Raw genomic sequence first — 24,977 nt, 5'->3', positions numbered from 1 at the left:
GCCTCCAGGGCCCCGGCCACCACGCGCCACGGCCCCTCCGGGCCCGGCCCACGGCGGGGCTCCGGACCACGGCAGGGCCCCGGCCGGCGCCCCGCCGGAGGGCCGCCGCGGGCCGGACTCGCGGCGGCCCTCCGGCGCGTGGGGTGCACGCCCCGGCGCGCCGCGCTCCGGCTCGCGTCACCACTCGTCCGGCACCGGCCGCCGGTCGCCCTTGCGGTCGCGCCGGGTGAGCAGCCGCTGGGCCCGGGCGAGGCCCCCCGGGAGGCGTCCGTGCAGGGCGGCACGGGCCGCGTTGGCGCCGGGCGCCCCGTGCACGCCGCCGCCGGGGTGGGCCGCGGCGGACGCCAGGTACAGGCGCCGCACGGCGGTCTCCGGGCGGCCGGTGCCGGGGACCGGGCGGAAGACCAGCTGCTGGTGCATGGCGGTGGTGCCGCCGTTGATCGCGCCGCCGCGCAGGTTGGCGTCCATCGCCTCCAGGGTCGGCGGCGCGAGCAGGCGGCGGGCGCGGATCCGGTCGCGGAAGCCGGGCGCGAAGCGTTCCACCTGGCGTTCCACCCGGTCGGCCATCCGCTCCGCCTCGGCGGCGTCCCAGCTCCCGGTGATGCCCTCGTCCCCGGCGTCGCCGCGCACCGTGTGGGGCACGTGGGTGTAGGCCCACGCGGACTCGGTGCCGGCCGGGGAGCGCGTGGGGTCCGCCGTCGTCATCTGGCCGAAGACGCAGAACGGCCGGTCGGGGACACGGCCCATGGCGAGCTGGGCGGCGAACCGGGTCAGTTCGTCCACCCCGTCCGCGAGGTGCACCGTGCCGGCCTGCCCGGCCTCGGGGGACGCCCAGGGGACGGGGCCGTCCAGCGCCCAGTCGACCTTGAAGGTGGCGAAGTCCCACTGGAACCGCTCGAGGTCCTTCAGGACCTGGTCGGGCAGATGCTCCGGGCGGACCAGCTCCCCGTAGAGCGCCGGCACGGAGACGTCGGCGAGCACCGCCCGGCGCGCGTCGAACGTCTCCCCGTCGGCGGTGCGTACCGCGACCGCCGTGCCCTGCCGCACCACGATCTCCACCGCGCGCTGCCCGCAGCGCACCGCGCCGCCGCGTTCCTCCAGACGGGCCACCAGCGCGGTGATCAGCCCGCCGGCCCCGCCCTCGGGCACCGGGAAGCCGTAGCTCTGACCGAGCATGGCCATCAGCCAGCCGAAGCCGCCGCTGCCCGCGGCCTCCGGGGCGAGGTCGGCGTGGAGGGCGTTGCCGGCCAGCAGCAGCCGGCCGCCCTCCTCGCGGAACTCCTCCTCCCCCAGCCTGCGCACCGGCAGCACCAGGCTGCGGGCCAGCCGCAGCCCGCCGGTGCCGCGCAGCCGCAGTGCCAGCCGGGCGCCCGCCTTGACCGGCGGGAAGGGGGTGAACAGGGCGTCCAGCAGGTCCGGCCGCAGCCGTTCCCACACGTCGTGCAGGTCGCGCCATGCCTCGCCGTCACCCTCCGCGAAGCCCTCCAGGGAGGCCACGGTCTGCCCCAGGGTGCGGCCCAGCACGGCGCACCGTCCGTCGCTCAGCGGATGCGCGACCACCCTCGGCGCGTGCCGCCAACGCAGCCCGTACCGCTCCAGGCGCAGGGTCTCCAGGATCGGCGAGGCGGCGGCGAGCGGGTAGAAGGCGCTGAACAGGTCGTGCACGAACTCCGGGTCGACGCCCCGGTCGTGCCGTACCGCGCCCCCCGGTTCGGGCTGCTCCTCCAGGACGACGACGCTCCAGCCGGCGTCCGCCAGCAGATTGGCCGCGACCAGCCCGTTGGGGCCGGCGCCGATCACCACGGCGTCGGGCATGTGCGCCTCCTCAGGCTCCGGCGGGCCGGACGCGGCCCTGGTCGGACAGTCCGGGCCGTCCGCCGTCGCGGCGGCACGCCTCCTCGCAGACCTCCTCCAGCCGGCGCAGCATCTCCCGGTGCCGCAGCTGGATCAGCGCCTCCACGGCCACGTTGTGGATCTTCCCGCCGGCCCCCTGCAGCGGGTGCTCGTCGACGATGATCAGGGTGTCGTCGCCCCAGGAGCGCAGTTCCAGCGCGATCCGCGCGGTGCCGAGGGGGCCCGCCTTGGCCTCCAGTTCCAGCTCGCGGCCGGGCAGGCAGCGGCGCACCACGGTCTCGTTGTGCAGCCTCAGCGGGCCGAGCCGGATCTCGTACGTGATCGCCGCCCCCACCTCGGGCCAGTCGCCCCGCACCGGCCGGGAGCGCGCGGTCCCGACCACCCAGTCCGCGTAGCGCCCGCCGTCCGCGAGGATGCCCCAGACCTCCTCGGGGGTCGCCCTGATCAACCGGTGCCGCTTGGCCATGCCGTCTCCCGCGTCCTGGGGCTCCCGGTGCCGACGGGGCCCTCGGTGCCGATGGTCGCGGGCCGGGTGCCCCGTCGCGCGGGGACGAACCCGGGAGGCGGTCCGGCGCCGCCCCGCCCTCCGGGGGCGGCGGGGAGCGGCGGCCGGGTCCGGGCGCCGCCGGGACGTCAGGTCCCGCGCGCGGGCGGCCCGGGGGACGCGGGCGCGCGGGCGGCCAGGTCGGCCGCCCCTCCCGCGCCCAGCGGGCCGGTGTGCTCCAGCGGCCCGGCCGCCTCCAGCCGGGCCAGCTCGTGCCGGGACACGGCGGTGACCACGACGGGCATCGCGGCGCGGATCCCCTGCACGGCCCGCAGCCAGGCGGGGACGTAGATGGCGGCACGGCGGTGCTCGACGGCGTCCGCGAGCCGCCCGGCGACGGTGGCGACCGGGTGGATCCGCCGGGCGGGCGGCGGCATGTGCCCGCGCAGTTCGCGCAGCACGGGGTACTTGTCGCCGTCCCTGATCATGTCCGTGTCGGTCCAGTTCAGGTACCCGATGCCGACGCCGACCCCCCGGTGCGCCAGCTCGGCGCGCAGCGAGTGCGCGAAGGCCTCGACGCCCGCCTTGGAGGCGCAGTACGCGCTCATCATGGGCGCGGAGCCGAACGAGGCCAGCGAGGCGACCTGGAGGAAGTACCCGTGGGTGCGGAGCAGGTCGGGCAGGAACACCCGCGCGGTCACGGCGCTCCCGGTCAGGTTCACGTCGATCACGCGCCGCCACAGCGCGGGGTCGGAGCTCACGAAGGGCCCGCCCTCGGCGATCCCGGCGTTCGCCACCACCGCGGACGGCAGCCCGAGCCCCTCCCGCACCTCGCGGGCGGCCGCCGCCATCCCGTCGTCGTCGGTGACGTCGGCCTCGACGGCCTGCGCGGGCGTCGGCAGCTCCGCCGCCAGCCGCTCCAGCCGGTCCCTGCCGTGGCCCAGCAACGCCACGTGCGCCCCGCGTCCCGCGAGGTCGCGCGCGAGCGCGGCCCCCACACCACGGGCGGCTCCGGTCACCACCACGACCCGGCCCTTGAGCGGCCGGCGTCCTCTGCACCGCGTGGACTGTCCCACTGGCCTCGCCTCCGCCGCCCGGGTCCCCACCGGCGCGCGGGCTACTCGCCCAGCAGTTCCCGCACCGCCGGGTACGGCAGCGCGGTGAGGTCCGCCGTCGCGTCGCCGTCGCGGACGGCGGTGGCGGCGGCCACCGCGGCGGTCAGGGCCCTGCGGTAGAGCAGCGAGCCGAGACTGATCCGGCGCACGCCGAGTGCGGCCAGCTCGGTGAGGCCGGGGCCGCTCGGCGTGTACAGGATGTTCAGCGGGACGCGGAGCGCCGACGTCAGCGCGGCGATCCCGGCCGGGTCGGACAGCCCGGGCACGAACACCCCGTCCGCGCCCGCCCGTTCGTAGCGCGCGAGCCGTGCGGCCGTCTCCTCCTCGTCGCGGGACAGCCAGTGGGTGTCGGTGCGGGCGTTGACGAACAGGTCGGGCACGGCGGCCTTCACCGCGGCGATCTTCGCGGCGTGCAGGGCGGCGGGGGCGAGCGTCCCGTCCGGGCGGCCGTCCTCGAGGTTGATCCCCGCGGCGCCCGCCTCGTGCAGGCTCCGGGCCAGGCGGGCCACCTCCCGCGGATCGTCGCTGAAGCCGCCCTCCGCGTCCACCGTGAACAGGAAGGACGCCCGTCGCCCGAGCCGGCGGGCCAGTGCCAGCGTCTCCCCGGCGGTCGCGCCCTCCCCGTCCGGCAGCCCCGCGGCGGCCGCCACGCCCAGGCTCGTGGTGCCGATCGCCGCGAAGCCTCGGGCCGCCAGGGCGGCGGCGGAGGCGTGGTCCCAGGCGTTGGGCAGCAGCAGCGGCCCGGCCCGGTGGTGCAGGCGGGCGAAGGCAGTCGTCGGGGCCGCCGCCCGCACGTCGGCGCGGCGGTCAGGTGTGCGCGTGGTGGGCCTCATGCCCCGACGGTAGGCCCGGGACGGTTCGGCGCCCCCCGAACCGTCCCGCACCCGCTCCGCGAGGCCCCGCCGGAAGCGGCTGCCTGCCGCGGGCCGCCGGACCGCCCGGTGTCACTTCAGGTGGCGGTCCAGGAACCGGCAGCCGTCCTCCAGTTCGAACCACGGCGTGCCGGTGTGTCCGCCGAGGTTGGCGTGCAGCGTCTTCTCCTCGCTGCCGAAGGCGTCGAACAGGTCGAGCGCCCGTTGCCGGGAGTTGCCCTCGTCGTCCCACTGGAGCAGGAACAGCAGGGGAACGGTGACCTGCCGGGCCTCCTCACGCTGGGCGCGGGGCACGTACCCCCCGGCGAAGAAGCCTGCGGCCGCGATGCGCGGCTCGGCCACCGCCAGCCGGATGCCGAGGGCGGTCCACCCCCCGGAGTACCCGACCGGACCGCGGCCGATTCCTGGCAGGGTGAGGAGGGCGTCCAGGGTGGTCCGCCAGTCCGGGACCGCCTTCTCGACCAGCGGGCCGATGAAGGACTCGAAGATCTCGTCGGTGGGCCCACCCGCCCGCATCGCCCGCCGGAAGTCGGCGCGGGCCTGCTCCTCGGCCGCGGAGCGGGGCCGGTCCCCGCACCCGGCGGCGTCGATGGTGGCCACCGCGTAACCGCGCGCCGCGGTGTACCGGGCCCGGGCCACCAGCCGGGGGTCCGCCTTGGGCAGGCCGTTGTTGTGGGCCATCAGGACCAGCGGGGCCGGTGCGGCGGGGGCGGCGGACGCGGGCGTCCACAGGGTGCCGGGGATCTCGCCGAGGGTGAACTCGCGCTCGAGGACGCCGTCGTCGAGGCGGGCTGCGGAAGTGAACTGCATGGTCGTGCCTTTCGGGAGTGCTCGTGAACGGCGCTCCCGGACGACCTATCGCCCGGCCGTGACCCCGGAGGGGAGCACCCGTGTCGGTACTGCGTCCACGGCTACCACCTCCTCGTTCTCTCGCACGGCCGTCGGGAGACTAACAACGGCCGTGCCGGTCCGCCAACGGGTTTCCCGCCGCGCGACCGGTATCCGGGTCAAGGGGCCGCGGCGCCCGCGGTGTCGGGGTCCGTGACGACGTCGAGGCCACGGCGACGTATCCGGTCACGGCCCCACTCTCCGAGCGGGAGCAGCGCCTCGTTCAGCGCCGCACCCGATTCGGTCAGGGAGTACTCCACCCTCGGCGGCACCTCCGCGAAGACGGTGCGGTGGACCAGTCCGTCCTCCTCCATCTGGCGCAGATGCTGTGTCAGCATCTTCTCGCTCACTCCTGGCAGCGCACGGCGCAGTTCGGCGAAACGCCGGATGCCGTGCGTGTGCAATTCCCAGAGGACGAGGCCCTTCCACTTGCCGCTGACGACGTCGAGTGCGGCGTCGATGCCACAGATGTAGGGGCCGTTGCGGGGAGCCTTCGTCATGCTTTCTCCTCACTCACCAAAAGGTAAGTACCGCAGTAAAGAGTGGGTACTTCCCTCACGGTACAGCGATGTACAGCATGGTCGGCATGTCTGAACCCACGCGAAATCCGGTCGGGCCCACCGACGTCAGCATGCTCGGTCTCGGCGCCATGGGCAGCGCGCTGACGACCGCGCTGCTCGACGCCGGGCGCTCCGTGACCGTCTGGAACCGGACCCCTGACCGCGCCGCGGGACCGGTGGCCCGCGGCGCCCACGCCGCCGGCTCGGTCCGCGAGGCCGTGGCGGCGAGCCCGGTGGTCGTCACCTGCCTGCTCGGGTACGCCTCGGTGCGGGAAGCCCTCGGCCGGGCGGCCGGGGAACTGCGCGGCCGCACCCTTGTCAACCTCACGACCACGACCCCGAACGAGTCCCGCGAACTGGCGTCCTGGGCCGCCGAGCACGGCGCCGACCACCTCGACGGCGCCGTCATGGCCGTGCCCGCCATGATCGGAGCCCGCGAGGGCCAGATCCTCTACAGCGGCTCACGGGCGGCCTACGACGCCCTGCTCCCCCTTCTCGGCGTCTGGCCCGCCGGCGAGTTCCACGGGGAGGACGCCGGCCGGGCGTCGTTGGTGGACCTCGCCATGCTGTCGGGGATGTACCAGATGTTCACCGGCTTCTTCCACGGCGCGGCGATGGTCGCCTCCATGGGGATGAGCGCGTCCGACTTCGCCGCCCGGCAGGCGCCGTTCCTGTCCGCCATGACCCACGAACTCGCCGGATACGCGAAGGTCGTCGACGGCGGCGACTACACCGTCCCGGGCCAGCAGAGCCTGGACTTCTCCGACCTGTCGGACCTCGTGCGGGCCAGTGAGGAGGAGGATGTCGAACCGGCCCCGATCGCCGCCGTCCAGGAGCTGATCAGCCGGCAGATCGCCGCGGGGCACGGCTCGGAGGGATTGCCGAGGATCTACGAGAGCTTGCGCGGGGCCGGCCCCACGGCGGGCTCCGCCGAGGGCGGTGCCGCATGAGCGCCACGCCCGTCACACTGATCGGTCTGGGCCCGATGGGCCAGGCCATGGTCCGTACGCTGCTCGCCGCCGGCCACCCGGTCACCGTCTGGAACCGCACCGCCCATCGCGCCGACGACGTCGTGGCGGAGGGCGCCACCCTGGCCGCCTCGCCCGCCGACGCCCTCGCCGCGAGCGAGCTGGTGATCCTCAGCCTCACCGACTACCAGGCGATGTACGACATTCTCGGCCCCGCGGCCACGGCCTTGGCCGGTCGCACGGTCGTCAACCTGAGCTCGGACACCCCCGACCGGGCCCGTGAGGCCGCGGCCTGGGCCGCCGGGCACGGGGCGCACTTCGTGACCGGTGGTGTGATGGTGCCCGCCCCCATGGTGGGCACCGGGGCGGCGTACGCGTACTACAGCGGACCGCGCGGGGTCTTCGAGGCGCACCGCCCGGTACTGGCCCGGCTCGGAGCGCCGCGCCACCTCGGCGAGGACGCCGGGCTGGCGCAGTTGATGTACCTCGCACACCTCGACGTGTTCCTGACGAGCCTCTCGGCGCTGATGCACGCCACCGCGCTGCTGGGCTCGGCCGGCATCACCGCGGCGGAGGCGGTCTCGGAGCTGATGCCGACGTTCACCGGCATCCCGGCGATGCTCCAGGCCGGCGAGGACATCGGCCCGCAGATCGACGCCGGCGAGCATCCGGGCCACCTGAGCACGGTGACCATGATGGGCGCGACGGCGGACCACATCGTCGCCGCCAGCGGCGGCGCCGGGGTCGACCTCGCCCTCCCCCGTGCCGTGCAGGCGCACTACCGGCGCGCGATCGCCGACGGCCGCGGGAAGGACAACTGGACCCGCATCGTCGACGGCATCAGGACGCCGCGAACGGCGCCGGCCGGTTGATCCCGGCGGGCGCTCCGGTCGGCAGTGCCACTCCGCCGCAGCCCACCGGTTCGCCGTGCGACCGGGCGACCGGGCGGCCGGGCGACCGCGCCTCCGGCGGGGGCCGGCCGGGTCCTCGGCCGACCCGCGCCGTCGGTCACAGCCCGCAGGAGCCGCGGTCGAGGTGGAAGTACCGGCCGTTGGACCAGCGGCACAGCCGGATCCCGACGACGACGCCGACGATGGTGACCAGGGCGGGCAGGTATCCGCCGGCGACCTGGATGATCGGGATCGCGGGGCACCCGCCCGAGATCGCCCAGCCGGTTCCGAACAGCACCGCGCCAGGGATCACGCCGGCGTGGATCCGCCCAGGGGTACGGCGGACCCGCAGCAGCGCGAACACGCACGCGATGATCACCACGGCGCCGCCGAAGGAGAGGAGCATGCGGGGGTCCTGGAAGGTGAACATGCGGTTCAGCTCGGCGTAGTCGCCGAAGCCGATGTTGGTGACGGTGAAGCCGAGGCCCAGTCCGGTGACGACGGTGGCCAGCAGTATCGCGCCCCGGGTACGCATCAGAACACCTTCCACAGGAGGAACGACACCGCGGCGGCGGTGCCGAAGAACACGGCGGTCGCGACGATGCTGACCGGGCTCAGACGGCCGCAGCCGTTGAGCCCGTGGCCGGAGCTGCAGCCGCCCGCCAGCCGGGTGCCGAAGCCGACCAGCACGCCTCCCGTGAACAGGAGGACGATCATCATGGTCGGATCCGCGGTCACCAGGCTCCGGAAACCCGGGCCCATGTCGAGGCGGAGGTCGAACCGCCCGGAGGTGACCGCGGCGATCAGCCCGCCGAGGAAGATCGAGACCAGCAGGGCGGCCTGGGTGACCAGCGGGGCCGGGCGCACGCTCGTGGGAGTGGGGGCGTCACTCACCGGCGGTTCGACGTCCGCCCGCTGCGGCCACGACTGCCCGTGGACGTCCGCCCGGTGCGGCCACGACTGCCCGTGTGCGACCTGCTGCGCGGCGGACGGGCCGGTGCCGAAATGCTCGGCCGTGGCCGCCGCGAGCGCCTCGGCGAGAGCCTGGTTGTCGGCGAATTCCTCGTCCATCCGCTCCAGGCGGCGTTCGCGGCGCCAGTGCAGCACGCGGTCCCACGCGGACGACACCCCGAAGGACCGGTCGGTGGCGAGGGAGTAGTACACGGTGACCAGAGCGAGTCCGACGGCACCCGCCCACCAGGGCCAGTAGGTGGTCATGCGGCTCCTCTCATCCAATCGGTGAACCGGGCCCACCAGCCGCGCCGGGAGCCGCGCGCCTGCCGCCCGTGTCGGGTGGGGTGCGCATGAGGCCGGGAGACCCCCGGAGGTGATGACGGCCGGTCGTGCGTGACGGGCCTCGGCGCGGACGCCGCCCACGGGGTCACGCTGTCCGGCGCCGGGATCCGATGTCCGGGCGGCGCGGGCGGCCGGGCCGCTGCCGGCCGTGCCCCGAACGCGTCCCCTGACGCCCACGGGTCGTGCCGTGGTGGCGGGGCCTGCCGCGGCGCCTGCCCCGGGCCGGCGGGGCGGGACCGGCCCGTGTCGGCGGCGGCGTCCTCGAAGTGCCGTGCGTGAGCCCCGTTGGGCAGCAGGCTGATCGGCACGCGCTCGCCGGTGAGTGACATCTGGTAGCGCGCGCAGCCGAGCCACTGGTCGTCGCTGTCGCAGTAATAGTCGCGCCAACCCCGCAAGCTCTCCCTGAGCAGCGGGAACAGGGGACACCCTGTGGCGTGCGAGCAACTCACGTCGCTCCTTCCCGATCGGCCGCGCCACCCGTTCCGAAAGGGCGGTCGCCGTTCTCGATTTCATGCCTTCGCCGCGCCGGGTCGACAATCTCGAGACGGCACCGTGACGGCCTGTCATGTCGCGGAGGCGGGCCTCCATTTCTTTGACGGGCGAGATGGAACCACCGTTCCGCACCCCGCGCAAATCCGGGGAGAATTCCCCGGACCGGGGCCGATTGACATCAATGCGCGAGATATGCCGTGCGCTGCTCGTAAGCCTTTGTCTGCCATGTCAGGACATTCGGCGGTGGCATTTCAGCCCTTTCGAACGTGACGGGAGCCGACGGTAAGTCAATTGTTTGTGACGCCGGTGAGTGTGCGCATTCGGTTGTGGCGGAATCGTGAATGCGATTGTGAAGAAACCGCTGATCTTCCGTGTGCCGGATGAAGGCTTTGGTGGGGAATCACGTCGGCGCCTCCCTGGCCGCGGTCGCCCGCGCCGCCGACATGGGCAGGACGGGCGCGCTGGCACCGGCCGACCAGGTGCCAGGTCGGCCGGTGCCGGGACGGCCCGCGCGGGCGCGCGCGGCGCGCGCGGGTGCGTCAGCGCGGCGCGCGCGGGTGCGTCAGCACCCGGTGGCGGCCGCCTGGGGGCCACGCGCCTTCCGAGGGCCGCCGGCCGGCCGACGGTGGCGACCGGGCCCGGGCCGACGGGGAACGGGTCGTGACGGACGCGGTCGTCCGGGACACCGGACTGCCGCAGCAGTGCGGCGGTGGTGGCGACCAGCCCGGCGGGGCCGCTCAGGTAGGCCGTGTGGTCGCTCCAGTCCGCGGCCCGCACGACCGCCGCGGGCAGGGCGTCCGGCCCGTCGGCCTCGGTGACGCGGGTGACCCGCAGCCAGGGGGACCGTGCCTCGAGCCGTGCCAGGGCGGTGCCGTCGTAGAACCCCGCCGCGCCGCGGGCGCCGACGAACAGGTGGACGGTGCGGCCCAGGGGGCGGCGGTGGGCGAGTTCCTCCAGCAGCGCCTTCGCCGTGGCCCAGCCGGTGCCGCCGGCCACGATCAGCACGTCGCGGTCGAGGTCGTCGTCCAGGACGGTGCGGCCGTCGGGGCGGCCCAGGGACCCGAGGCGGGTCGGGGTACGGCCGGGTGACGGTGGATCACCCGGCGGGCCGGGTCAGCCGCCCTCGGCCGGGGAGTCCGCGGGACGGGCGCACGGTGCGGGCTCGTGCCGCAGCCAGACGTAGGCGACCGGCTGGGCGGCGTTCCAGTCCCGCGCGAGACCGGGATCGACCGGCGTGAACCCGGCTCCCCGGTAACACCGGATCGCCCGCTCGTTGTCCGGGTGCACCCGGAGGAAGACGTCCTCGAACCCCGCGTCGCCGGCCCGCTCCGCCAGCGCCCGCACGAGCTCCCGGCCCACCCCCCGGCCACGGGCCCCGGGATCCACGATGAGCCGGGCCAGTTCGGCCTCGTCCTCCTCGGTGTCGTGCCACACCTCCCCGTAGGCGAGGAGGCGCCCCTCGTCGTACAGCCCGAAGGCGTGCACGTCGTCGTCCTGCCGCCAGGTGTCGACGGTCCGGGCGGGGACGGGGAACTCCCGGGCCCCGCACCACAGGACGGCTTCGGTCGCGGACGCCGGCCAGCCGGCCACCGCCGCCGAGTGCGCGGGGTCGAAGGGGAGGAGTTCCGTCATGCCGTTCCGCTCCCACGAGTCGGGCCACCGGTTCCGCCGCCCGGTCCGGCGGCGCGGAGGCCGAGATTACGTGCGCCGTCCGCGGCGGGCCAACCGTGTTTCCCGGCCCGCGGCGGCAGCGGCCGAAGCCCCCCGCGAGAGCGAAACGTCGCCTTCGCACCCCCGCCGAAGCGTCGAGTGGTACGGCATGATCCTCGTACTGTCACAGCGGCGTCACCACGCGGGGCCTTCCGCCCCGCCTGCGTCATGCTTCCGCCTACGCGTCCAACACATCGGGGGAATCATGCGCATCCGCACCACCACCGCGGCCGTCACCGCCGTACTCGCCCTCACCCTCGTCGGCTGCGGCAGCGGCGACACGAACGGTGACCGCGCCGACGACGGCAAGGCAGGTTCCGCCGGGAGCAGCGCTCCCGCCGCGCCCGACGCCGCGGACGGCAGCGCCGCCGCCGAGGCCGCCGGCATCCCGCCCGAGCCGGACGGCGACCTGCGAAGCGCCGTCCTCCAGGCCGTCCAGGACGTCAACGGCGAGCTCATCCACGACGAGGACAAGGCCATCGACGCGGCTCGCAACCAGTGCGCGGCTCTCGACGGCGGCGCCGAGGACCCCGACCACGCGGCCGCGCAGCGGTTCTCCTACGACGGCGTCACCCTGACCGACGACGACGGACGCCACCTCAACATCGGGCTGCGCAGCACCCTCTGCCCCGAGTCCTGACCGGCCGCCGGTCCGCTCCCCCGGGCGCCCCCGGCGCCGCGGGGTCGCGCTCAGGCCGGTGACGGGGCGACCGGCTGCGCGACACGCCCCGTGCCGGGGTGCGGGGCCGTCACACGGCTTCGGGGGCGGTTCCCGGCCTGCGCAGCAGCCACTGTCCGAACGTCCGCCGCGGCGGCCGGACGACGATACGGCCGTGGGTCTTCTGGCCGGTCAGCTCCACCCGCAGGACGGCCGGCGCGTGCGCGGCACCCGGCGAGGGGTGGTTGCTGACCCGGCAGAACCCGAGTTGCAGACCGTCGGTGTCGACCTCGACGCCGGGCCTGGTGATCAGGGTCAGGGTCTTCCCCACCATCTGCACGTCGATCCGCAGGGTGTCGTGCGTGATCACCGCGTCGGTGAAGTCGAGCGTCACGTCGCAGAAGGTCACCGCGAGTTCGAGCTTCCGCGGTACCACCCAGCGCCCCGCGCGCCGCACGGCGCCGCTGTGGGCCTGTTCGATGCGGACGAGGTCCTTGACCTCGGTGCCGGCCGGGGCGCCCGCGACCGCCACGGGCGGCAGGTCGGCCGTGAGCGGCTCCAGTTCACCGAGGGTCCGCGCGGACAGGGCGACCTCCAGGCGCTCGTCGAGCTCCTCCGCGGTCAGCAGCCCGTCCCCCGCCGCTACGCGCAGCACGTCCACCACACGGTCACGGTCCGCGTGGGAGGCCCGCAGTTCGGGCGACGACCCGGAGGCGGAGTGCTTTCCGGTGGGCGGCTTCTCTCCCGGCATGCTTCCGTCCTGATCCTGTCGAAATCCTGTCGAACGTCTCCGCGCGACGCGGGCGGCGACGCGGGCGACGACGCGGAGGGAAGGCCAACGCTATAGGGCGGCATGCGTCCCGGCCAGGCGTTGTCGGCAGCGCCGGAACGCGCGCGCACACCGCCCCGGACGTGGCGGGTGGGGCCGGGGCCTCGGAACCGCGGGGGCCACTCCCGTCAACTCCGGCGCGGTGAACCCAATGCGACGGTTGTCGGATTCCCATGGCTTGGTCACGGCCTGCGGCGGTATCTACCGGAGAGCCCGGGGCCGCTGTACGATCCTCGCGGTGTCCGCGGACCGGGGGGTCCGGGGGCCGTGGGGGCTGTAAGGCATGGACCGGGGGGTCATCGTGAGCGGTGGACGACATGTTCGTGTGCTGAGGCCCGGGCAGCTCGGGGCGGAGGAGACCGAGAGCTGGCGGGAGTTGCGGGTCACGTCGGGCGCGATCAGGAATCCCTTCATGGAACCGGAGTTCGCGGTCGCCCTGGGCCAGGTCAGGCCGCGGGCGCGGGTGGCGGTGATCGAGGAGAGGCGCGGCGCGAGCGGCGGTGCCGACGACCGGGGGATCGTCGGGTTCCTGCCGTTCGAGAGGAACGTGTGGGGCGGCGGACGGGCCCTCGGGCTCGGTGTCTCCGACCTCCAGGGCGCCGTGCTGCGGCCCGGAACGGCCCTGGGCGGCGAGGAGTTGCTGCGGGCGTGCTCGCTGAACAGCTTCACCTTCGACAACCTGGAGGACGGCCAGACGCTGTTCGCCGACCACTGCGCCGATGCCTACCCGTCGTACGTGATCGATGTCGCCGACGGCTATCCGGCGTATCTGGAGGACCTGCGGCGGCGGTCGCCGAAGTTCCTGAGGACCACGCTGGCCAAGGAGCGCAGGCTCGGCCGCCAGGTCGGCGAGGTGCGGTTCGTCTTCGACGAACGGGACCCGCGGGCGCTGGAGACCCTGATGGCGTGGAAGTCGGCGCAGTACCGCCGCACCGGACGGCGGGACCGCTTCGCGCAGGAGTGGATCAGCCGCCTGGTGCGCCGGCTGGCCGTCACCCGGGCGCGGGAGTGCGCGGGCGTGCTCTCGGTGCTCTACGCCGCCGACCGGCCGGTGGCCGCGCACTTCGGACTGCGCTCGTCGACCGTGCTGGCCTGCTGGTTCCCCGCGTACGAACCGGAGTTGGCGAAGTACTCGCCGGGACTGGTGCTGCACCTGCGGATGGCCGAGGCGGCCGCCGCGGCAGGCATCGGGCTGCTGGACATGGGACGGGGGGCGGCCGAGTACAAGGACGCGCTCAAGACCGGGGAGCTGCGGGTCCACGAAGGGACTGTGATCCGGCCGGGGGCCGGCGCCGCGCTGCACTGGCTGGGACGTGAACCCGCACGCCGGGCCCAGGGGTTCGTGCGGAGCCGGCCCCGCCTGGCCTCACTGGCGTCCCGGAGCCTCAAGGCCGCGGGGAGACTGCGGGGTTGAGAGGCGCGGCGCCCCGCACCACCGTCACGTTCAGCAGTCACCGCAATCGCCGGAGCACGTCGGACACGGCCTGACCCGGCCGGACACAGGGGGAGTTCGGATGCGCAGCGGTACGACACAGCGGGAGATCGACAGATTCCTGGCCGTCCGGCCCGTGCAGGTCGCCGAGCTGGACCTCCCGGACGCCGCGGAGGCCCCGCCGGTGCTCCGCCCGGGCCCCGGGAGCCCGCCGCTCACGCACGGGGAGGTGTTCGCCCTGGTCCGGCGGGGCGGGGTGCCTGCGGGCACGCTGCTGGTCACCGTGCCGGAGGGCGAGGAGCCGCGGGACGTGGTGGCCGAGGCCGCGCGGGCGTTGCCGTCGCCGCCCGACGACGGGCCGCCGCCGGGGCGGCCGCCGCGCACCACCGTGGTGGTCGCCACCCGGGAACGGGCGGAGCAGCTGGCCCGGGCGGTCGACTCGCTGCTCGCCCAGGACCACCCGGACTTCGAGGTCGTCGTGGTGGACAACGCGCCGGTCACCACGGCCACCCGCGAGCTGGTCGAGGGCCGGTACGGGGAGCGCGTGCGGTACGTGCGGGAGCCGGGCCCCGGGCTCGCCCGCGCCCACAACGCGGGCCTGGCGGCGACGAGCGGCGAGGTGGTGGCGTTCACCGACGACGACGTGGTCGCCGATCCGCGCTGGCTGTCCGAGCTGACCGCCCCGTTCGCCGCGGACCCCGGGCTGGGCTGCACGACCGGGCTGATCCTGCCCGCCCGGCTGCGCACCCCGGCGCAGGTGCTGCTGGAGAGCAACGGGGGCTTCGCGAAGGGGTTCGCGCCGCGCGTGTACGACCCCGCCGCTCCGCCGGCCGACGATCCGCTGTTCCCGTTCACCGCGGGGCGGTTCGGGTCGGGGGCGGCGATGGCGTTCCGCACCGCGGTGCTCCGCTCGGTCGGCGGGTTCGACGCGGCGACCGGCACGGGCACCCCGGCGCGGGGCGGCGACGACCTGTACGGCTTCGTCCGCGTGATCGGCGACGGCCACCGGCTGCGGTACGTGCCGCGGGCGCTGGTCTGGCACCACCACCGGGAGACCTGGCGCGACCTGGAGAACCAGGCGTTCGGCTACGGCGCCGGGCTGACCGCCTACCTGACGGCGGTCCTGGTGCGCCGCCCCGCGCTGCTGCCCGCGCTGCTGCGCCGGCTGCCGGCCGGCCTGGCCCACGCCCGGCGGCTCACCGCCGCCCGCGACGCGGGCGGTGACGGCGCGGCGCCGGGCGGGCACGACCGGCGCGACCACCCCTGGCCGAGGCGGCTCTCCCGGCTCCAGCGCCGGGGCATGCTCTACGGGCCGCTGGGCTACGCGCGCGCCCGTCACGCGCTGCGTCGCGGGGTGTCCCGGTGAGCGGGGCCGGCGGTCCGCGGGCGGACGCCGTTCCGGTGCTGCTCTACCACGCGGTGATGGACGACCCGCCGGAGTGGATCGCCGAGTTCACCGTCACGCCGCGCCGGTTCGCCGAGCATCTGGACGCCGTGGTGGCCAGCGGCCGGACCCCGGTGACGGTGAGCGCGCTCGCCGACCACCTGGCGGGACGCGCCCCGCTGCCACCGCGACCGGTGGTGCTCACCTTCGACGACGGTTTCGCCGACCTGCCGGGCCCCACGGCAGCCGCCCTGGCAGGACGGAACCTGACCGGCACCGCCTACCTCACCACCGGCGCCCTCACCCCTTCCGGGCGGTGCCTGCTGCCGCCGGCGCCGATGATGAGGCTGGACGAGGCGCCGCTGCTGGAGGACGCGGGGCTCGAGGTGGGCGGCCACACGGTGTCCCACGCCCAGCTGGACACCCTGGGCCGCCGCGCCCTGGAGTTCGAACTGCGGATGTCGAAGCAGGTGCTGGAGGACGTGCTCGGTCACCCGGTCCGGCACCTGGCCTACCCGCACGGGTACAACAGCGGCGCCGTGCGGCGGATGGCCGCGCTGACCGGGTACGAGACGGCGGCCGCGGTGCGCCACGCGCTGAGTTCCCGGCGGGACGAGCGGTACCGGATCGCGCGGCTGATCGTCCGGCGCGGCCACACGGTGGCCGACGTGGAGTCGTGGATGCGCGGCGGGGGCGCGCGGGTGGCGCCCTACCGGGACGGCGCGCTGACCGTCGGCTGGCGCTGCTACCGCAGGGCCCGCGCCGTGGTGCGCGGGCCCGAGTTCGCGGGCTGAGGCGCGCCCGGACGTTCGCGGGGCGGGGCGCGCCCGTACGATTCGCGGGCCGGGGCGCGCCCGGACGCGGTCACGGCGGCGGCTGGTTGAGGTAGGGGTCCGAGGCCAGCCCTCGCATCGCCTCCCAGGACTCCTCGTTGGCGAGCGCCAGGTCGCAGTGCGGGCCCGGGTCGCGGTGGTTCCACTGGAGCGCCGCCTTCACGCCGTCCAGCCGTTCCAGCACGCCGGGCACCTCCCGGTACCACCGGGCCTGCCGGGAGGGCCGCCCGGTGTCGTGCGCGGAGCCGAACTCGGAGAGCATCAGGGGCTTGTCGTCCGAGAGGTTGGCGCGGATCCACCGGTGCACCGACGTCTGGGTCCGTGCGAAGGACACCCACTCGGTGTCGTGGCACTTGTAGTAGTTGTACTGGTTGTAGCCGATCCAGTCGACGTAGTCGTCGCCCGGGTAGAGCCGTTCGATCAGGTCGTGGTGTCCGGGATAGCCGGTGGTGATCCAGGTCCAGATCACGTTGTCCACGCCCAGCCCGCGGAACCGGTCGTGGATGTGGCGCCAGGCGGACACGAACTGCTCGGCGGTGCCGTTGCCGGGGACGCGGGTGTCCATCTCCAGGTCGAAGGAGAGGAAGACCTTCCGGCCGTCGTTGCGTTCGCCGTACTCCTTGATCCGGCGTGCCTGGACGTCGATCACCTCGGCGTCGTACGTCCCGGCGGCGATGTCGCTCCACCGGGGCTGCTCGTCCTTGGTGCCGCCCCAGACCTTGCTCTCCCAGGACAGCAGAAGCAGCCGGTCCCGTCCGAGCCGCTGTTCCTGTTCCGTCAGCAGCTGCCCCTCCAGGCGGGAGGCGGTGACCTCGGACATGTCGTGGTACGTGTACACGATGTCGAGGCGGCGGCCGATCCGCTTCTCGTAGGCGGCGACCTTCTCGGCCAGGTCCGACTTCTCGTGCGGCACGAACGCCCCGAACCAGGCTCCGCAGGGCGGCTCCAGCAGGTCGGAGACGGGTTCCCGGCACTCCGGGGCGACGCCGGGCTCACCGGTGCCGGCCCGCACGGCCAGGGCGGCGACCAGTGCGGCGCAGACCGCGGCGACGGCGAGGTGGAGCCGCCGGCGGCGTCCGCGCGGACCGGTCCACCGGCGCCGTGCGTGACGCGGTCCGCCCGCGGGCGGGCCGTCGGCGGGCGGGCCGTCGGCGCGGGGGGAGCGGCCGCCTGCGGACGGGGGGCGGGGACGACGGGGCAACCTCACGGGACCGGCCTTCCTCGGGTCATGACGGACGCGTCCTCGGGCAGTACGCGGCGAGCATGGTCAGCAGGGTGAGCAGCAGCAGCACGCGCCGTCCGCTGAACGCCTGGGCGGCCAGCAGGGTGGTGGCGGTGACGGTCACGGCGGCGACGCTGACCAGCGGCACCAGCATCAGCCGCTCCAGCAGTGCGGACCGTCGGCCGAACCGGGGGTCCCCGGCGCCGGCCGGTCCCTCGAGGGGGCGGACGGCCAGCGCGGGCCACCAGATCCGCACCAGGGCCGCGCCGGGCCCGGCCGCCAGGAACACCACCACGGCGGCCACCCGCGCCGGGGAGCCGTCGGGGAGGGTGAGCGCGCCGACGGCCAGCCAGCCGGCGAAGGGCGGCAGCATCCGCGCCACGAGTTCCTGCGCGGTCATCGGGCGGCCTCCTCGACGGCCTCGGCCGCCTCGACGGCTTCGACGGCTTCGACGTCGAGTTCGTACACCGATCCGGCGGCGTTGCCCGCCACCCGCTCGAAGAACGGCGACGCGGCCACCGACTCCTCGATGCGGCGCCACTCCGCCTCGCTCAACTGCCCGTTCATCTCGGCGTTCGCCCGCTGCCCCTGGGTGAACAGGAGGTAGCAGCGCCCGGGTTCGGGCTGGTCCTTCATGTCGGACGCCAGCGCGCGGGCGGGCCGCCGCAGGATGCGGTCGACCGCCGCGCGGTCCTCCTCGAGAAACCAGTAGTGGTCCAGTCGCCAGTAGTCCCCGTACGCCAGCGGGTAGTTGCGGTTGGGGGCGGCGACGAGGGAGCCGTCGGGCGCCTTCTCCACGAGGTCCGCGACCAGGGCCACCTCGGCGGGCGGGAAGTAGCTGAGCCGGTCCTTGCCCATGTAGCTCGGCACGAAGGCGAAGGTGACGGCCAGCAGCACGGGCAGCGGCAGCCATCCGGGCCGCACCGGCGCGGGCGCACCCGCCGGCGTCTCCGCGGTCGCCTCCCCGGCCGCATCAGCGGGTCCCTCCCCAGGCGCATCCGCGGGTCCCTCCCCGGGCCGCCGCGGCGCCCGGCCCGGCGGCCCCGTCCTGGGCAGCAGCGCGGCCGCGGCGAAGAAGGCGGCGCCGGGGAGCATGAACATCAGCACCCGGAAGATCATTTCGCTGCCGTAGTCGTTGGCCGCGATCAGCAGCGGCGGCACCCCGGTGAGCAGCAGCAGCGGTCTGGCGTGCCGGCGCAGCTCCCGCTGCCGGACGGCCCCGAGCAGGGCCAGCAGCATCACCGCGGCGGACAGGCCGCGCGCCGCCCAGGAGGTGGCGACGGCCCCGGTGCCGGTGGGCGTGGTGCCGTAGCCGGTCTCGACGTTGCCGCCGATGTCGCCGAGGGAGGCGACCATCTCGGGCAGCGCCGCGGAGAGGAAGGGCAGCGAGGCGGTGAGGTTCCAGGCGGCGAAGAGGGCGACCGCGGCCAGCAGCGGCACCCAGTCGCGGTGGCGCCGGGTCAGCGCGAGCACGCCGAGGGAGGCGATCAGCACCACCGGGGTGAGCTGGTGGGAGAGGACGACCGGGACCATCACCGTGATCAGCGCCGTGGTCCACACGGCCTGCCGGGGCCCGCGGCGTTCGGCGGCCGGGAAGCGGCGCAGCACCAGCGCGATCACCGCCAGGTGCAGTGTCAGGGCGAGCGACTGCGGCGAGAAGTAGTCCTGGCCCACCCAGTTGCCGACGCAGAAGACCCAGACGGCGGTCCAGATCAGCCGCCGGTCCTCGGTGAAGGTGCGGTAGACCAGCACCAGCGGGGCGAGCACCAGCACGCTGGAGATCAGCGGCCACCAGCTCATCAGGGTGAGCGTGTTCTCCACGCCGGCCAGCCGCACGGCGGCGGCCTGGAGGGCGAAGAAGCCGGGCCACTGGTCGTAGACGGCCATGTCGCCGAGTTCGTCCCCGGTCCGCAGGCCGCCGGCGGTCAGCAGGTGGCCGACGACGGCGTCGTGCTTCCACGCCCAGGCGTGGAGCGGGGTGGGGTAGACGAGGGCCTGGGTGGCGCGCTCCATGACCAGAAGGACGAGGACGTACGCCAGGGACCACGCGTCGGCGCGGCCCGTGCGGCGGACGGTGGACCAGAACCCGGCGGTGAGCACCGCGAGTCCCGCCCAGAAGGCCGGATGCACGGCGGTGACCAGGCCGAAGTCGTCCAGCGTGGTCACGTCGGTGGAGCGGACGGCGTACGCCCAGAGGGCGGCCGCGGCGAGCAGCGGGCCGGCGGGCCGCACCGCGCTCCAGCGGCTCCCGCGCGCTGCGGGGCGCGGATCGTCGCCCGCGGCGGGGCGCGGGGTGGCGCCCTCGGGGGCGTGCGTGGGTGTCGCGTCGGGCACGGCGGCCTCCGCCTCGGCTCTCCCGCCCGGTGTCGCTGTCGGTCGCACGGTCCCCCCGCGGCTCTGGTCGGTGCGGGCGGTGGGCGCCCGCTGCTCGTCGTCCGGCTCCTGGTCGTCCAGGTGCGGTCCTCGTCGTTGCTCGCTTCGTCCTCGCACGCTTCGTCATCGCGCGCTCAGTCCTCGCGCGCTTCTTCGTCGCGCTCTTCGTCGTCAGCGGCCGTCGGCCCGGTCGCTCCGCGCCGGCCGGCCGCCCTCTCCTCCCTGACGGGGAACGCGCGGCAGGTGCGGGACCGCGACGGACGGCCGGTCGCGCCCGCCACGGCGGGCGAGGGCGCCCGCCACGGCGAAGAGGAGCAGGGCGGCGAGGAGACCCGGGGCGGCGGGGGCGAGGGTGTCGCGCAGTGCCCAGGTGAGGACCGCGGCGGGCCACAGCAGCCACCAGCACGTCTCCCCCGGCAGCCGCAGCGCCCACCGCAGCACCAGCCACAGCGGGATCAGTGCCAGCGCCAGGAAGGCGTACGGCGCCGGCCGGAGCACCTCCGCGAGCGCGCCGTCGGCCGTTCCCGCCCACCAGGCCACGCGCCCCGGCGGCGGCCCCGTGCCGAGCGCCAAGGGGGCGCTGTACAGGGCGACGACCAGGGTGGCGAGCGCGGCGGAGGCCAGCCGGGCGTCGGCGGGCGCGCAGAGGGTCAGCGCGGCGACGTAGACCAGGAGCATCAGCACCGCGGCGGCCAGGGCGATGCCGGGCAGCTCGGCCAGGATCTCCTGCGCCGTGCGGTCGGTGTCGACGGCGCCGGTCCTGGCGCCGACGGACCGGTCGTCGGCGGCCGGCCACGGCAGGTGCCGCAGGGCCGCCGCGTAGAACACGCCGGCCGACCCCAGCAGCCACCACAGGGCGATCCGCAGCCGCCGCTCCCCCCGCGGCCCGAGCGGCGCCCGGGCCCGGGCGAGCGCCCTGCCGTACACGGCTCCGCCGTACGCGGCTCCGCCCCCCGGCACGGCGCTCCCCCGGCCCTCGGAAGCACGTCCCGCCGCGCCCTCCCCCCGGGCCGGGGCGTCGCCGCCGCCGGTCGCGCGCAGGCGCGCCCAGCGGGTGCCGTACGGCGGGGTGTCGGCCAGGTCGGCGCCGGCCCTGGCCTCGCCGCGCAGCGCGGCCCGCAGCCCCGGCACGCACATCAGCGCGACCACGGTCATGCTCAGCAGCACGCCCCAGCCGGCCCCGTCGATACCGGCGGGGGTGAGCAGCAGGGCGGCGGAGCCGAGCACCAGCACGCACATCACGCCCTGCACCAGGGCGAGCATCGCGGTGCGGCCGGCCACCCGGAGGACGCCGATGTACAGCTCCACCGCCACCCGGGGCAGGGCTGCGGCGGCCAGCAGCCGCAGCACCATGGCGCCCCGGTCCGCGTAGTCCTCGCCGAACGGGGCGAGCACCAGCGGCGCGAAGGCCGCGAGGACGGCGACCACCGGCACCAGCAGCAGCGCCATCCGCCGCAGCGCGCCCCGCACGCCCTCGGCGAGGGCGCGGGGGTCGCGGGAGGCGTGCGCGGTGAGCGAGGAGGCCATGTTGATGGCGAGGAACTCCATGGTGCCGCCGACGGTGTAGGCGACGTAGAAGTAGCCGTTCTCGACGGCGCCGAGGCGCACCGCCACCATCACCGGCAGCAGGTTGATCATCAGCAGGCTGAACATGGCGCCGACCGAGTCGCCCGCGACGAACCGGCCGATGGCCCGCAGGGTGGGCGGCCGGCGGCGGTGGTCGGCGGCCGCCTGCCGGGGGATCAGCCGGCGGAACACCAGCCAGCCGAGCGGCACGGTGGACAGGGCGATCGCCGCGCCCCAGGAGACGAACACGCCGAGCACCGGCATGGCCCCGGCGAGGAGGATCAGCAGAATCAGCTTGCCCAGGGAGAAGACCGCGTTCCCGATCGGCACCCAGAGCGCCTCGCGCAGCCCGGTGAGCACCCCGTCCTGGAGGGTGAGGATCGCCCAGGCCACGCAGGAGGCGACGAACAGCGCTCCGGCCACCGGCGTGCCGAGCGGGGCGTAGGAGGGCCCCCACAGGTCGAGGGTGAGCAGGAAGACGATCCCGGCGGCCGTCACCACCAGCGAACTGACGGCGTAGGCGCGCAGCACCAGTGATCCGGTCGCGCGTCCGGCGCGCGGCACGAAGCGGACCACCGCGCCGATCATGGTGGTGGCGGTGATGCTGGCGAGCAGGCGCATGGCGGCGACGGCGGCCGAGCCCTGGCCGACCGCCTCCTGGGAGTAGTGGCGGGCGGCGACCAGCCAGAAGGCCAGGCCCAGCACGGCGGAGACGCCGGTGCTCAGCATGAGGAAGTAGGCGTTCCGGAACAGCGAGTCGCCCTCACGCTTCGGGGACCGCCCGGTTCCGGCGGTCCGCGGGCCGGTGTCCGTGACCTCCGCCACCTCCTGGTCCTGAATGCCTCCCCGGACGTCCTCCTGGACGCCGCCCTCCTGGACGCCCTCGCGGATGTCAGCCACCGCCGCCGCCTCCCGCTCCCGGCACCACGTCCGGGCGTTCGGCCACCGGCGGGGCGGCCGGCCGCGCCCCGGCCCGTCGTAGCGCGGCGATCGCCTCGGGCGCGCGCAGCGGGTCCACCGGCAGGGCGTGCCGGGCGAAGTGGCGGGCGGGCCCGGGGCGGGTGGAGAGGTCGGTGAACTCGGGGCCCGCGTAGTCGTCCAGGGGCGGGTCGTAGAGGTAGCCGGTGACGATGCCGTGCCGGGCCAGCGCGGAGATGGCGGCGTCCCGGTCGTCGACCAGCAACGGCACCCGGAACAGGGGCTGCGGCGGTCCGGCGGACGCTCCGGGCGCGGCCCATTCGGTGCCGAGCAGCAGCGCGGTTCCCTCACGGTGGGCCCGCAGCACCTCGTCGAGGCGGCCGAAGCCCCGCGCGATCCGGCGGGCACGGAGCGGGCCCGGGGTGCGGCGGTAGTCATGCATGTCGACCCGGACCCAGGAGTGGTGGGTGCGGAGCCCGGGCGCCGAGGCGGTGGCCTCCGCCAGCTGCGCGGCGCGCAACGGCATCCGGATCCCGTCGCGTTCGCTCGCTCCGACCAGCCGCAGCGCGGCCAGGGCGGTCCTCCGCAGCCCCAGTCCGCGCACCGCCGCCTCGGCGAACGGCCGCACACCGTAGAGGAGTTCCGCCAGTGCTCGGGGTGGCTCCAGCAACTCGTCGCGCGCCCGGGCCAGTTCCTCGCGCAGTCCCGGTCCGCCGTCGAAGGCCAGGACACCCCCGGCCCGGACGCCCACGTGCTTGGACAGGCTGAACGAGGCCGCCTGCCCGATGGAACCCACCGGACGCCCGGCCGTCTCGCTGCCGATGGCGTGCGCCGCGTCCTCGATGAGCGGGATGCCCAGCCGGTCGCACCGCGCGCGGAGCCGGGGCGCCGGGTCGGGGTTGCCGTACAGGTTGGCGGTGAGCACGCCGGCCAGTCCGCGCCACACGTCCGGTTCCACGGCGTTGACGTCGATCGACCCGTCGAACGGGTTCAACGGCGCCTGCACGGGCCGCAGTCCGGCGGCCAGCACGACGAAGAAGATGACGTCGTCGTTGACCGGCGACATCAGTACGCGGCCCCCCGGCCGGCACCAGTGCCGCAGCGCCAGGTACAGGCCCAGACGGCACGACGGCACGTAAAGACATTCGCGGCCCAGACGTCTGCGCATCGCCTCTTCCAGCCGCTCCAGCCGGAACATCGACCGCGCACCCGCCCCGCCGACCACCCCTATGGTCATGCGCCCCCCGGCGACGTGCCGTGCGGGGTGCCTCCCCTGGCCCCCCTGACACAGCGCCCAGGTTCCTCCATTACGGCCAACTGCGTCAAGAGCGCCTTATCCGGACAACTCCACTCCTTTTCCGGCGGGCGCCGCGGACCGGAACGGCCTCCGCCGACGACCGCGTCGAACCCCTGCCGTACCGTCGTCCCGACGAGCCGTCTTCGACCATCGCACAGCCAGGGCAGCCGACCAGTGAGTGAATCAGTGCAGTCCGCCGCGGACACGCGGCCGCCGGCCCGGACCGGCCGGGAGGCCGGGACCCCGGACCCGTCCGGGACCGGACGGGACGACGTCCGCCGTGAGGACGCCCCCGGAAGCGGGGGCGCGGGCAGGGGCGGGCGCGTGCGCCGGGTGGTCCGCCGCCTCTCCCGGCCGGGGCCGTGGAAGCGCGGCCCGGTGCTCACGGTGCTGGCGGTGCTGCTGGGCCTGCTGATGGCCTTCCACGGGCGGATCACGGACCTCGGCGGCCTCGGCAGCCTGGTGGAGACCTTCCTGCCGTGGTGCGGCCTCCTCGTCCCGGTGCTGCTGGCCGGGGCGCTGCGGCGCCGGTCGGCCGCCGCGGTGGTGGCGCTGCTGCTGCCGGCCGTGGTGTGGCTCGGCCTCTTCGGCGCCCTGCTGGGCGACGGGTCCCGGCCGGGCGGCGACCTCACCGTGGCCCAGCACAACGTCGGCGACGCCAACCCCGACCCGGCCGGCACCGCCCGCGCCCTGGTCGCCTCCGGGGCGGACGTGCTGGCCCTGGTGGAGCTGACCGAGGAGGCCCGGGGCACGTACGAGAGGGAGCTGGCGACGGCGTACCCGCACCACACGGTGCAGGGGACGGTCGGCCTGTGGAGCAGGTGGCCGCTGTCGGACGTCCGCCCGGTCGACACCGCGATGGACGCCGGGCCGCTGGGCGCCGCCAAGACGGAGGACGAGAAGGCGGGTTACCAACGGGCGCTGCGCGCCACGGTGGCCACGGAGCGGGGACCCCTGGCAGTCTACGTCGCCCATCTGGGATCCGTGCGGCTGATGCCGCGGGGCGGGTTCTGGACGGAGAGCCGGGACCGCAACGCGCGGGCGCTCGGCGAGGCCCTCGCCGCCGAGAGCGGCGAGCGCGTGGTGCTGCTCGGCGACCTGAACGGCACCACCGACGACCGCGCGCTCGCCGCCCTCACCGCACGGCTGCGCCCGGCCCACACCGAGGCCGGTGACGGCTTCGGCTTCACCTGGCCGGCGGGGTTCCCGGTGGTGCGGATCGACCAGATCCTGCTCCGGGGAGTGGAGGCGGAGAGCTCCTGGGTGCTGCCCGCCACCGGCAGCGACCACCTGCCGGTGGCGGCCAGCGTCAGCTGGTGAGCGCGGCCCGGGAGCC

The 24,977-nt window shown here is 75.4% G+C and carries 22 protein-coding genes; 7 read left to right on the top strand and 15 right to left on the bottom strand.

The genetic code is table 11. From position 1 onward, the window contains the following. Positions 1-177: 177 nt before the first annotated feature. The 6 genes from GBN72_RS00900 to GBN72_RS00870 form a co-directional block, all read right to left on the bottom strand. Complete coding sequence (locus GBN72_RS00900) at positions 178-1,815, bottom strand: phytoene desaturase family protein (protein ID WP_151769677.1); 1,638 nt, start codon at positions 1,813-1,815, stop codon at positions 178-180. Positions 1,816-1,825: 10 nt separating this feature from the next. Beyond that, positions 1,826-2,320 carry an SRPBCC family protein gene (locus tag GBN72_RS00895; protein ID WP_151769676.1) on the bottom strand — a complete coding sequence of 165 codons (495 nt, stop codon included), beginning with the start codon at positions 2,318-2,320 and terminating at the stop codon, positions 1,826-1,828. 167 nt (positions 2,321-2,487) lie between these two features. Further along, complete coding sequence (locus GBN72_RS00890) at positions 2,488-3,360, bottom strand: SDR family oxidoreductase (protein WP_246212325.1); 873 nt, start codon at positions 3,358-3,360, stop codon at positions 2,488-2,490. A gap of 95 nt (positions 3,361-3,455) precedes the next feature. Next, complete coding sequence (locus tag GBN72_RS00885; protein WP_151769674.1) at positions 3,456-4,286, bottom strand: isocitrate lyase/PEP mutase family protein; 831 nt, start codon at positions 4,284-4,286, stop codon at positions 3,456-3,458. Between the two features lie 111 nt (positions 4,287-4,397). Then, positions 4,398-5,135 carry a dienelactone hydrolase family protein gene (locus GBN72_RS00880; RefSeq protein WP_151769673.1) on the bottom strand — a complete coding sequence of 246 codons (738 nt, stop codon included), beginning with the start codon at positions 5,133-5,135 and terminating at the stop codon, positions 4,398-4,400. A gap of 197 nt (positions 5,136-5,332) precedes the next feature. Beyond that, on the bottom strand, positions 5,333-5,713 hold the full coding sequence (locus GBN72_RS00870) for a winged helix-turn-helix transcriptional regulator (RefSeq protein WP_151769671.1): 381 nt from the start codon (positions 5,711-5,713) through the stop codon (positions 5,333-5,335). A gap of 86 nt (positions 5,714-5,799) precedes the next feature. Between GBN72_RS00870 and GBN72_RS00865 the strand changes: the two genes are divergently transcribed. Further along, the gene (locus GBN72_RS00865; RefSeq protein ID WP_218042000.1) at positions 5,800-6,723 is read left to right on the top strand and encodes an NAD(P)-dependent oxidoreductase; all 924 of its coding nucleotides are present in this window, start codon (positions 5,800-5,802) and stop codon (positions 6,721-6,723) included. Further along, the gene (locus GBN72_RS00860) at positions 6,720-7,613 is read left to right on the top strand and encodes an NAD(P)-dependent oxidoreductase (protein WP_151769670.1); all 894 of its coding nucleotides are present in this window, start codon (positions 6,720-6,722) and stop codon (positions 7,611-7,613) included. The genes GBN72_RS00865 and GBN72_RS00860 overlap by 4 nt, the downstream gene beginning before the upstream one ends. 136 nt (positions 7,614-7,749) lie before the next feature. On the opposite strand, the gene GBN72_RS00855 is transcribed toward GBN72_RS00860, so the two are convergent. The 3 genes from GBN72_RS00855 to GBN72_RS00840 form a co-directional block, all read right to left on the bottom strand. Then, positions 7,750-8,166, bottom strand: a complete 417-nt coding sequence (locus GBN72_RS00855; protein WP_151769669.1) for a YeeE/YedE thiosulfate transporter family protein — start codon at positions 8,164-8,166, stop codon at positions 7,750-7,752. Then, positions 8,166-8,849: a YeeE/YedE family protein gene (locus tag GBN72_RS00850; protein ID WP_151769668.1), complete on the bottom strand. Its 684-nt coding sequence runs from the start codon at positions 8,847-8,849 to the stop codon at positions 8,166-8,168. The genes GBN72_RS00855 and GBN72_RS00850 overlap by 1 nt, the downstream gene beginning before the upstream one ends. Before the next feature lie 1,683 nt (positions 8,850-10,532). Then, positions 10,533-11,051 (bottom strand): GNAT family N-acetyltransferase, encoded by a 519-nt coding sequence (locus GBN72_RS00840; RefSeq protein WP_151769666.1) that lies wholly within the window; start codon positions 11,049-11,051, stop codon positions 10,533-10,535. A 283-nt stretch (positions 11,052-11,334) separates the two neighbouring features. On the opposite strand from GBN72_RS00840, the gene GBN72_RS00835 reads away from it, so the two are divergent. Then, positions 11,335-11,769, top strand: a complete 435-nt coding sequence (locus GBN72_RS00835) for a hypothetical protein (RefSeq protein WP_151769665.1) — start codon at positions 11,335-11,337, stop codon at positions 11,767-11,769. A gap of 109 nt (positions 11,770-11,878) precedes the next feature. Here the strand turns inward: GBN72_RS00835 and GBN72_RS00830 are convergent, their stop codons facing one another. After that, on the bottom strand, positions 11,879-12,538 hold the full coding sequence (locus GBN72_RS00830) for a DUF1707 SHOCT-like domain-containing protein (RefSeq protein ID WP_151769664.1): 660 nt from the start codon (positions 12,536-12,538) through the stop codon (positions 11,879-11,881). A gap of 361 nt (positions 12,539-12,899) precedes the next feature. Between GBN72_RS00830 and GBN72_RS00825 the strand changes: the two genes are divergently transcribed. From GBN72_RS00825 to GBN72_RS00815, 3 genes are all read left to right on the top strand, one after another. Then, positions 12,900-14,030 carry a GNAT family N-acetyltransferase gene (locus tag GBN72_RS00825; RefSeq protein WP_151769663.1) on the top strand — a complete coding sequence of 377 codons (1,131 nt, stop codon included), beginning with the start codon at positions 12,900-12,902 and terminating at the stop codon, positions 14,028-14,030. Positions 14,031-14,130: 100 nt separating this feature from the next. Further along, on the top strand, positions 14,131-15,414 hold the full coding sequence (locus tag GBN72_RS00820) for a glycosyltransferase family 2 protein (protein WP_174887052.1): 1,284 nt from the start codon (positions 14,131-14,133) through the stop codon (positions 15,412-15,414). A 56-nt stretch (positions 15,415-15,470) separates the two neighbouring features. Continuing rightward, positions 15,471-16,226 carry a polysaccharide deacetylase family protein gene (locus GBN72_RS00815; RefSeq protein WP_174887077.1) on the top strand — a complete coding sequence of 252 codons (756 nt, stop codon included), beginning with the start codon at positions 15,471-15,473 and terminating at the stop codon, positions 16,224-16,226. A 70-nt stretch (positions 16,227-16,296) separates the two neighbouring features. On the opposite strand, the gene GBN72_RS00810 is transcribed toward GBN72_RS00815, so the two are convergent. From GBN72_RS00810 to GBN72_RS00790, 5 genes are all read right to left on the bottom strand, one after another. Beyond that, positions 16,297-17,472, bottom strand: coding sequence for a glycoside hydrolase family 26 protein (locus GBN72_RS00810; RefSeq protein WP_246212192.1), 1,176 nt, complete (start codon positions 17,470-17,472; stop codon positions 16,297-16,299). A 19-nt stretch (positions 17,473-17,491) separates the two neighbouring features. Continuing rightward, positions 17,492-17,887, bottom strand: coding sequence for a hypothetical protein (locus GBN72_RS00805; protein WP_151769662.1), 396 nt, complete (start codon positions 17,885-17,887; stop codon positions 17,492-17,494). Further along, on the bottom strand, positions 17,884-19,977 hold the full coding sequence (locus tag GBN72_RS00800) for a glycosyltransferase (protein WP_246212191.1): 2,094 nt from the start codon (positions 19,975-19,977) through the stop codon (positions 17,884-17,886). Before GBN72_RS00800 ends, GBN72_RS00805 begins: the two co-directional genes overlap by 4 nt. 54 nt (positions 19,978-20,031) lie before the next feature. Further along, positions 20,032-22,155 carry a lipopolysaccharide biosynthesis protein gene (locus GBN72_RS00795; protein ID WP_246212324.1) on the bottom strand — a complete coding sequence of 708 codons (2,124 nt, stop codon included), beginning with the start codon at positions 22,153-22,155 and terminating at the stop codon, positions 20,032-20,034. A 163-nt stretch (positions 22,156-22,318) separates the two neighbouring features. Further along, entirely contained in the window at positions 22,319-23,581 is a 1,263-nt protein-coding gene (locus tag GBN72_RS00790) for a DegT/DnrJ/EryC1/StrS family aminotransferase (RefSeq protein WP_439959722.1), read from the bottom strand. 393 nt (positions 23,582-23,974) lie between these two features. Here GBN72_RS00790 and GBN72_RS00785 point away from each other — a divergent pair, with 393 nt between their 5' ends. Continuing rightward, positions 23,975-24,961: an endonuclease/exonuclease/phosphatase family protein gene (locus tag GBN72_RS00785; protein WP_439959736.1), complete on the top strand. Its 987-nt coding sequence runs from the start codon at positions 23,975-23,977 to the stop codon at positions 24,959-24,961. The last annotated feature ends 16 nt before the right edge of the window (positions 24,962-24,977 follow it).

The sequence above is a fragment of the Streptomyces abyssomicinicus genome (genome assembly GCF_008974245.1).
GTDB classification, from domain to species: domain Bacteria; phylum Actinomycetota; class Actinomycetes; order Streptomycetales; family Streptomycetaceae; genus Streptomyces; species Streptomyces abyssomicinicus.
Note: the sequence above shows the minus strand (reverse complement) of the source record. Positions and strands in the feature narration are given on the sequence as shown.

Bases quoted from the DNA above. Each gene is read 5' to 3' on its own strand.
- GBN72_RS00860 (WP_151769670.1), top strand. From the start codon at position 6,720: ATGAGCGCCACGCCCGTCACACTGATCGGTCTGGGCCCGATGGGCCAG.
- GBN72_RS00870 (WP_151769671.1), bottom strand. From the start codon at position 5,713: ATGACGAAGGCTCCCCGCAACGGCCCCTACATCTGTGGCATCGACGCC.
- GBN72_RS00900 (WP_151769677.1), bottom strand. From the start codon at position 1,815: ATGCCCGACGCCGTGGTGATCGGCGCCGGCCCCAACGGGCTGGTCGCG.
- GBN72_RS00885 (WP_151769674.1), bottom strand. From the start codon at position 4,286: ATGAGGCCCACCACGCGCACACCTGACCGCCGCGCCGACGTGCGGGCG.
- GBN72_RS00805 (WP_151769662.1), bottom strand. From the start codon at position 17,887: ATGACCGCGCAGGAACTCGTGGCGCGGATGCTGCCGCCCTTCGCCGGC.
- GBN72_RS00850 (WP_151769668.1), bottom strand. From the start codon at position 8,849: ATGACCACCTACTGGCCCTGGTGGGCGGGTGCCGTCGGACTCGCTCTG.
- GBN72_RS00835 (WP_151769665.1), top strand. From the start codon at position 11,335: ATGCGCATCCGCACCACCACCGCGGCCGTCACCGCCGTACTCGCCCTC.
- GBN72_RS00830 (WP_151769664.1), bottom strand. From the start codon at position 12,538: ATGCCGGGAGAGAAGCCGCCCACCGGAAAGCACTCCGCCTCCGGGTCG.
- GBN72_RS00815 (WP_174887077.1), top strand. From the start codon at position 15,471: ATGGACGACCCGCCGGAGTGGATCGCCGAGTTCACCGTCACGCCGCGC.
- GBN72_RS00865 (WP_218042000.1), top strand. From the start codon at position 5,800: ATGTCTGAACCCACGCGAAATCCGGTCGGGCCCACCGACGTCAGCATG.
- GBN72_RS00795 (WP_246212324.1), bottom strand. From the start codon at position 22,155: ATGCTGAGCACCGGCGTCTCCGCCGTGCTGGGCCTGGCCTTCTGGCTG.
- GBN72_RS00825 (WP_151769663.1), top strand. From the start codon at position 12,900: ATGGACCGGGGGGTCATCGTGAGCGGTGGACGACATGTTCGTGTGCTG.
- GBN72_RS00790 (WP_439959722.1), bottom strand. From the start codon at position 23,581: ATGACCATAGGGGTGGTCGGCGGGGCGGGTGCGCGGTCGATGTTCCGG.
- GBN72_RS00880 (WP_151769673.1), bottom strand. From the start codon at position 5,135: ATGCAGTTCACTTCCGCAGCCCGCCTCGACGACGGCGTCCTCGAGCGC.
- GBN72_RS00840 (WP_151769666.1), bottom strand. From the start codon at position 11,051: ATGACGGAACTCCTCCCCTTCGACCCCGCGCACTCGGCGGCGGTGGCC.
- GBN72_RS00820 (WP_174887052.1), top strand. From the start codon at position 14,131: ATGCGCAGCGGTACGACACAGCGGGAGATCGACAGATTCCTGGCCGTC.
- GBN72_RS00895 (WP_151769676.1), bottom strand. From the start codon at position 2,320: ATGGCCAAGCGGCACCGGTTGATCAGGGCGACCCCCGAGGAGGTCTGG.
- GBN72_RS00855 (WP_151769669.1), bottom strand. From the start codon at position 8,166: ATGCGTACCCGGGGCGCGATACTGCTGGCCACCGTCGTCACCGGACTG.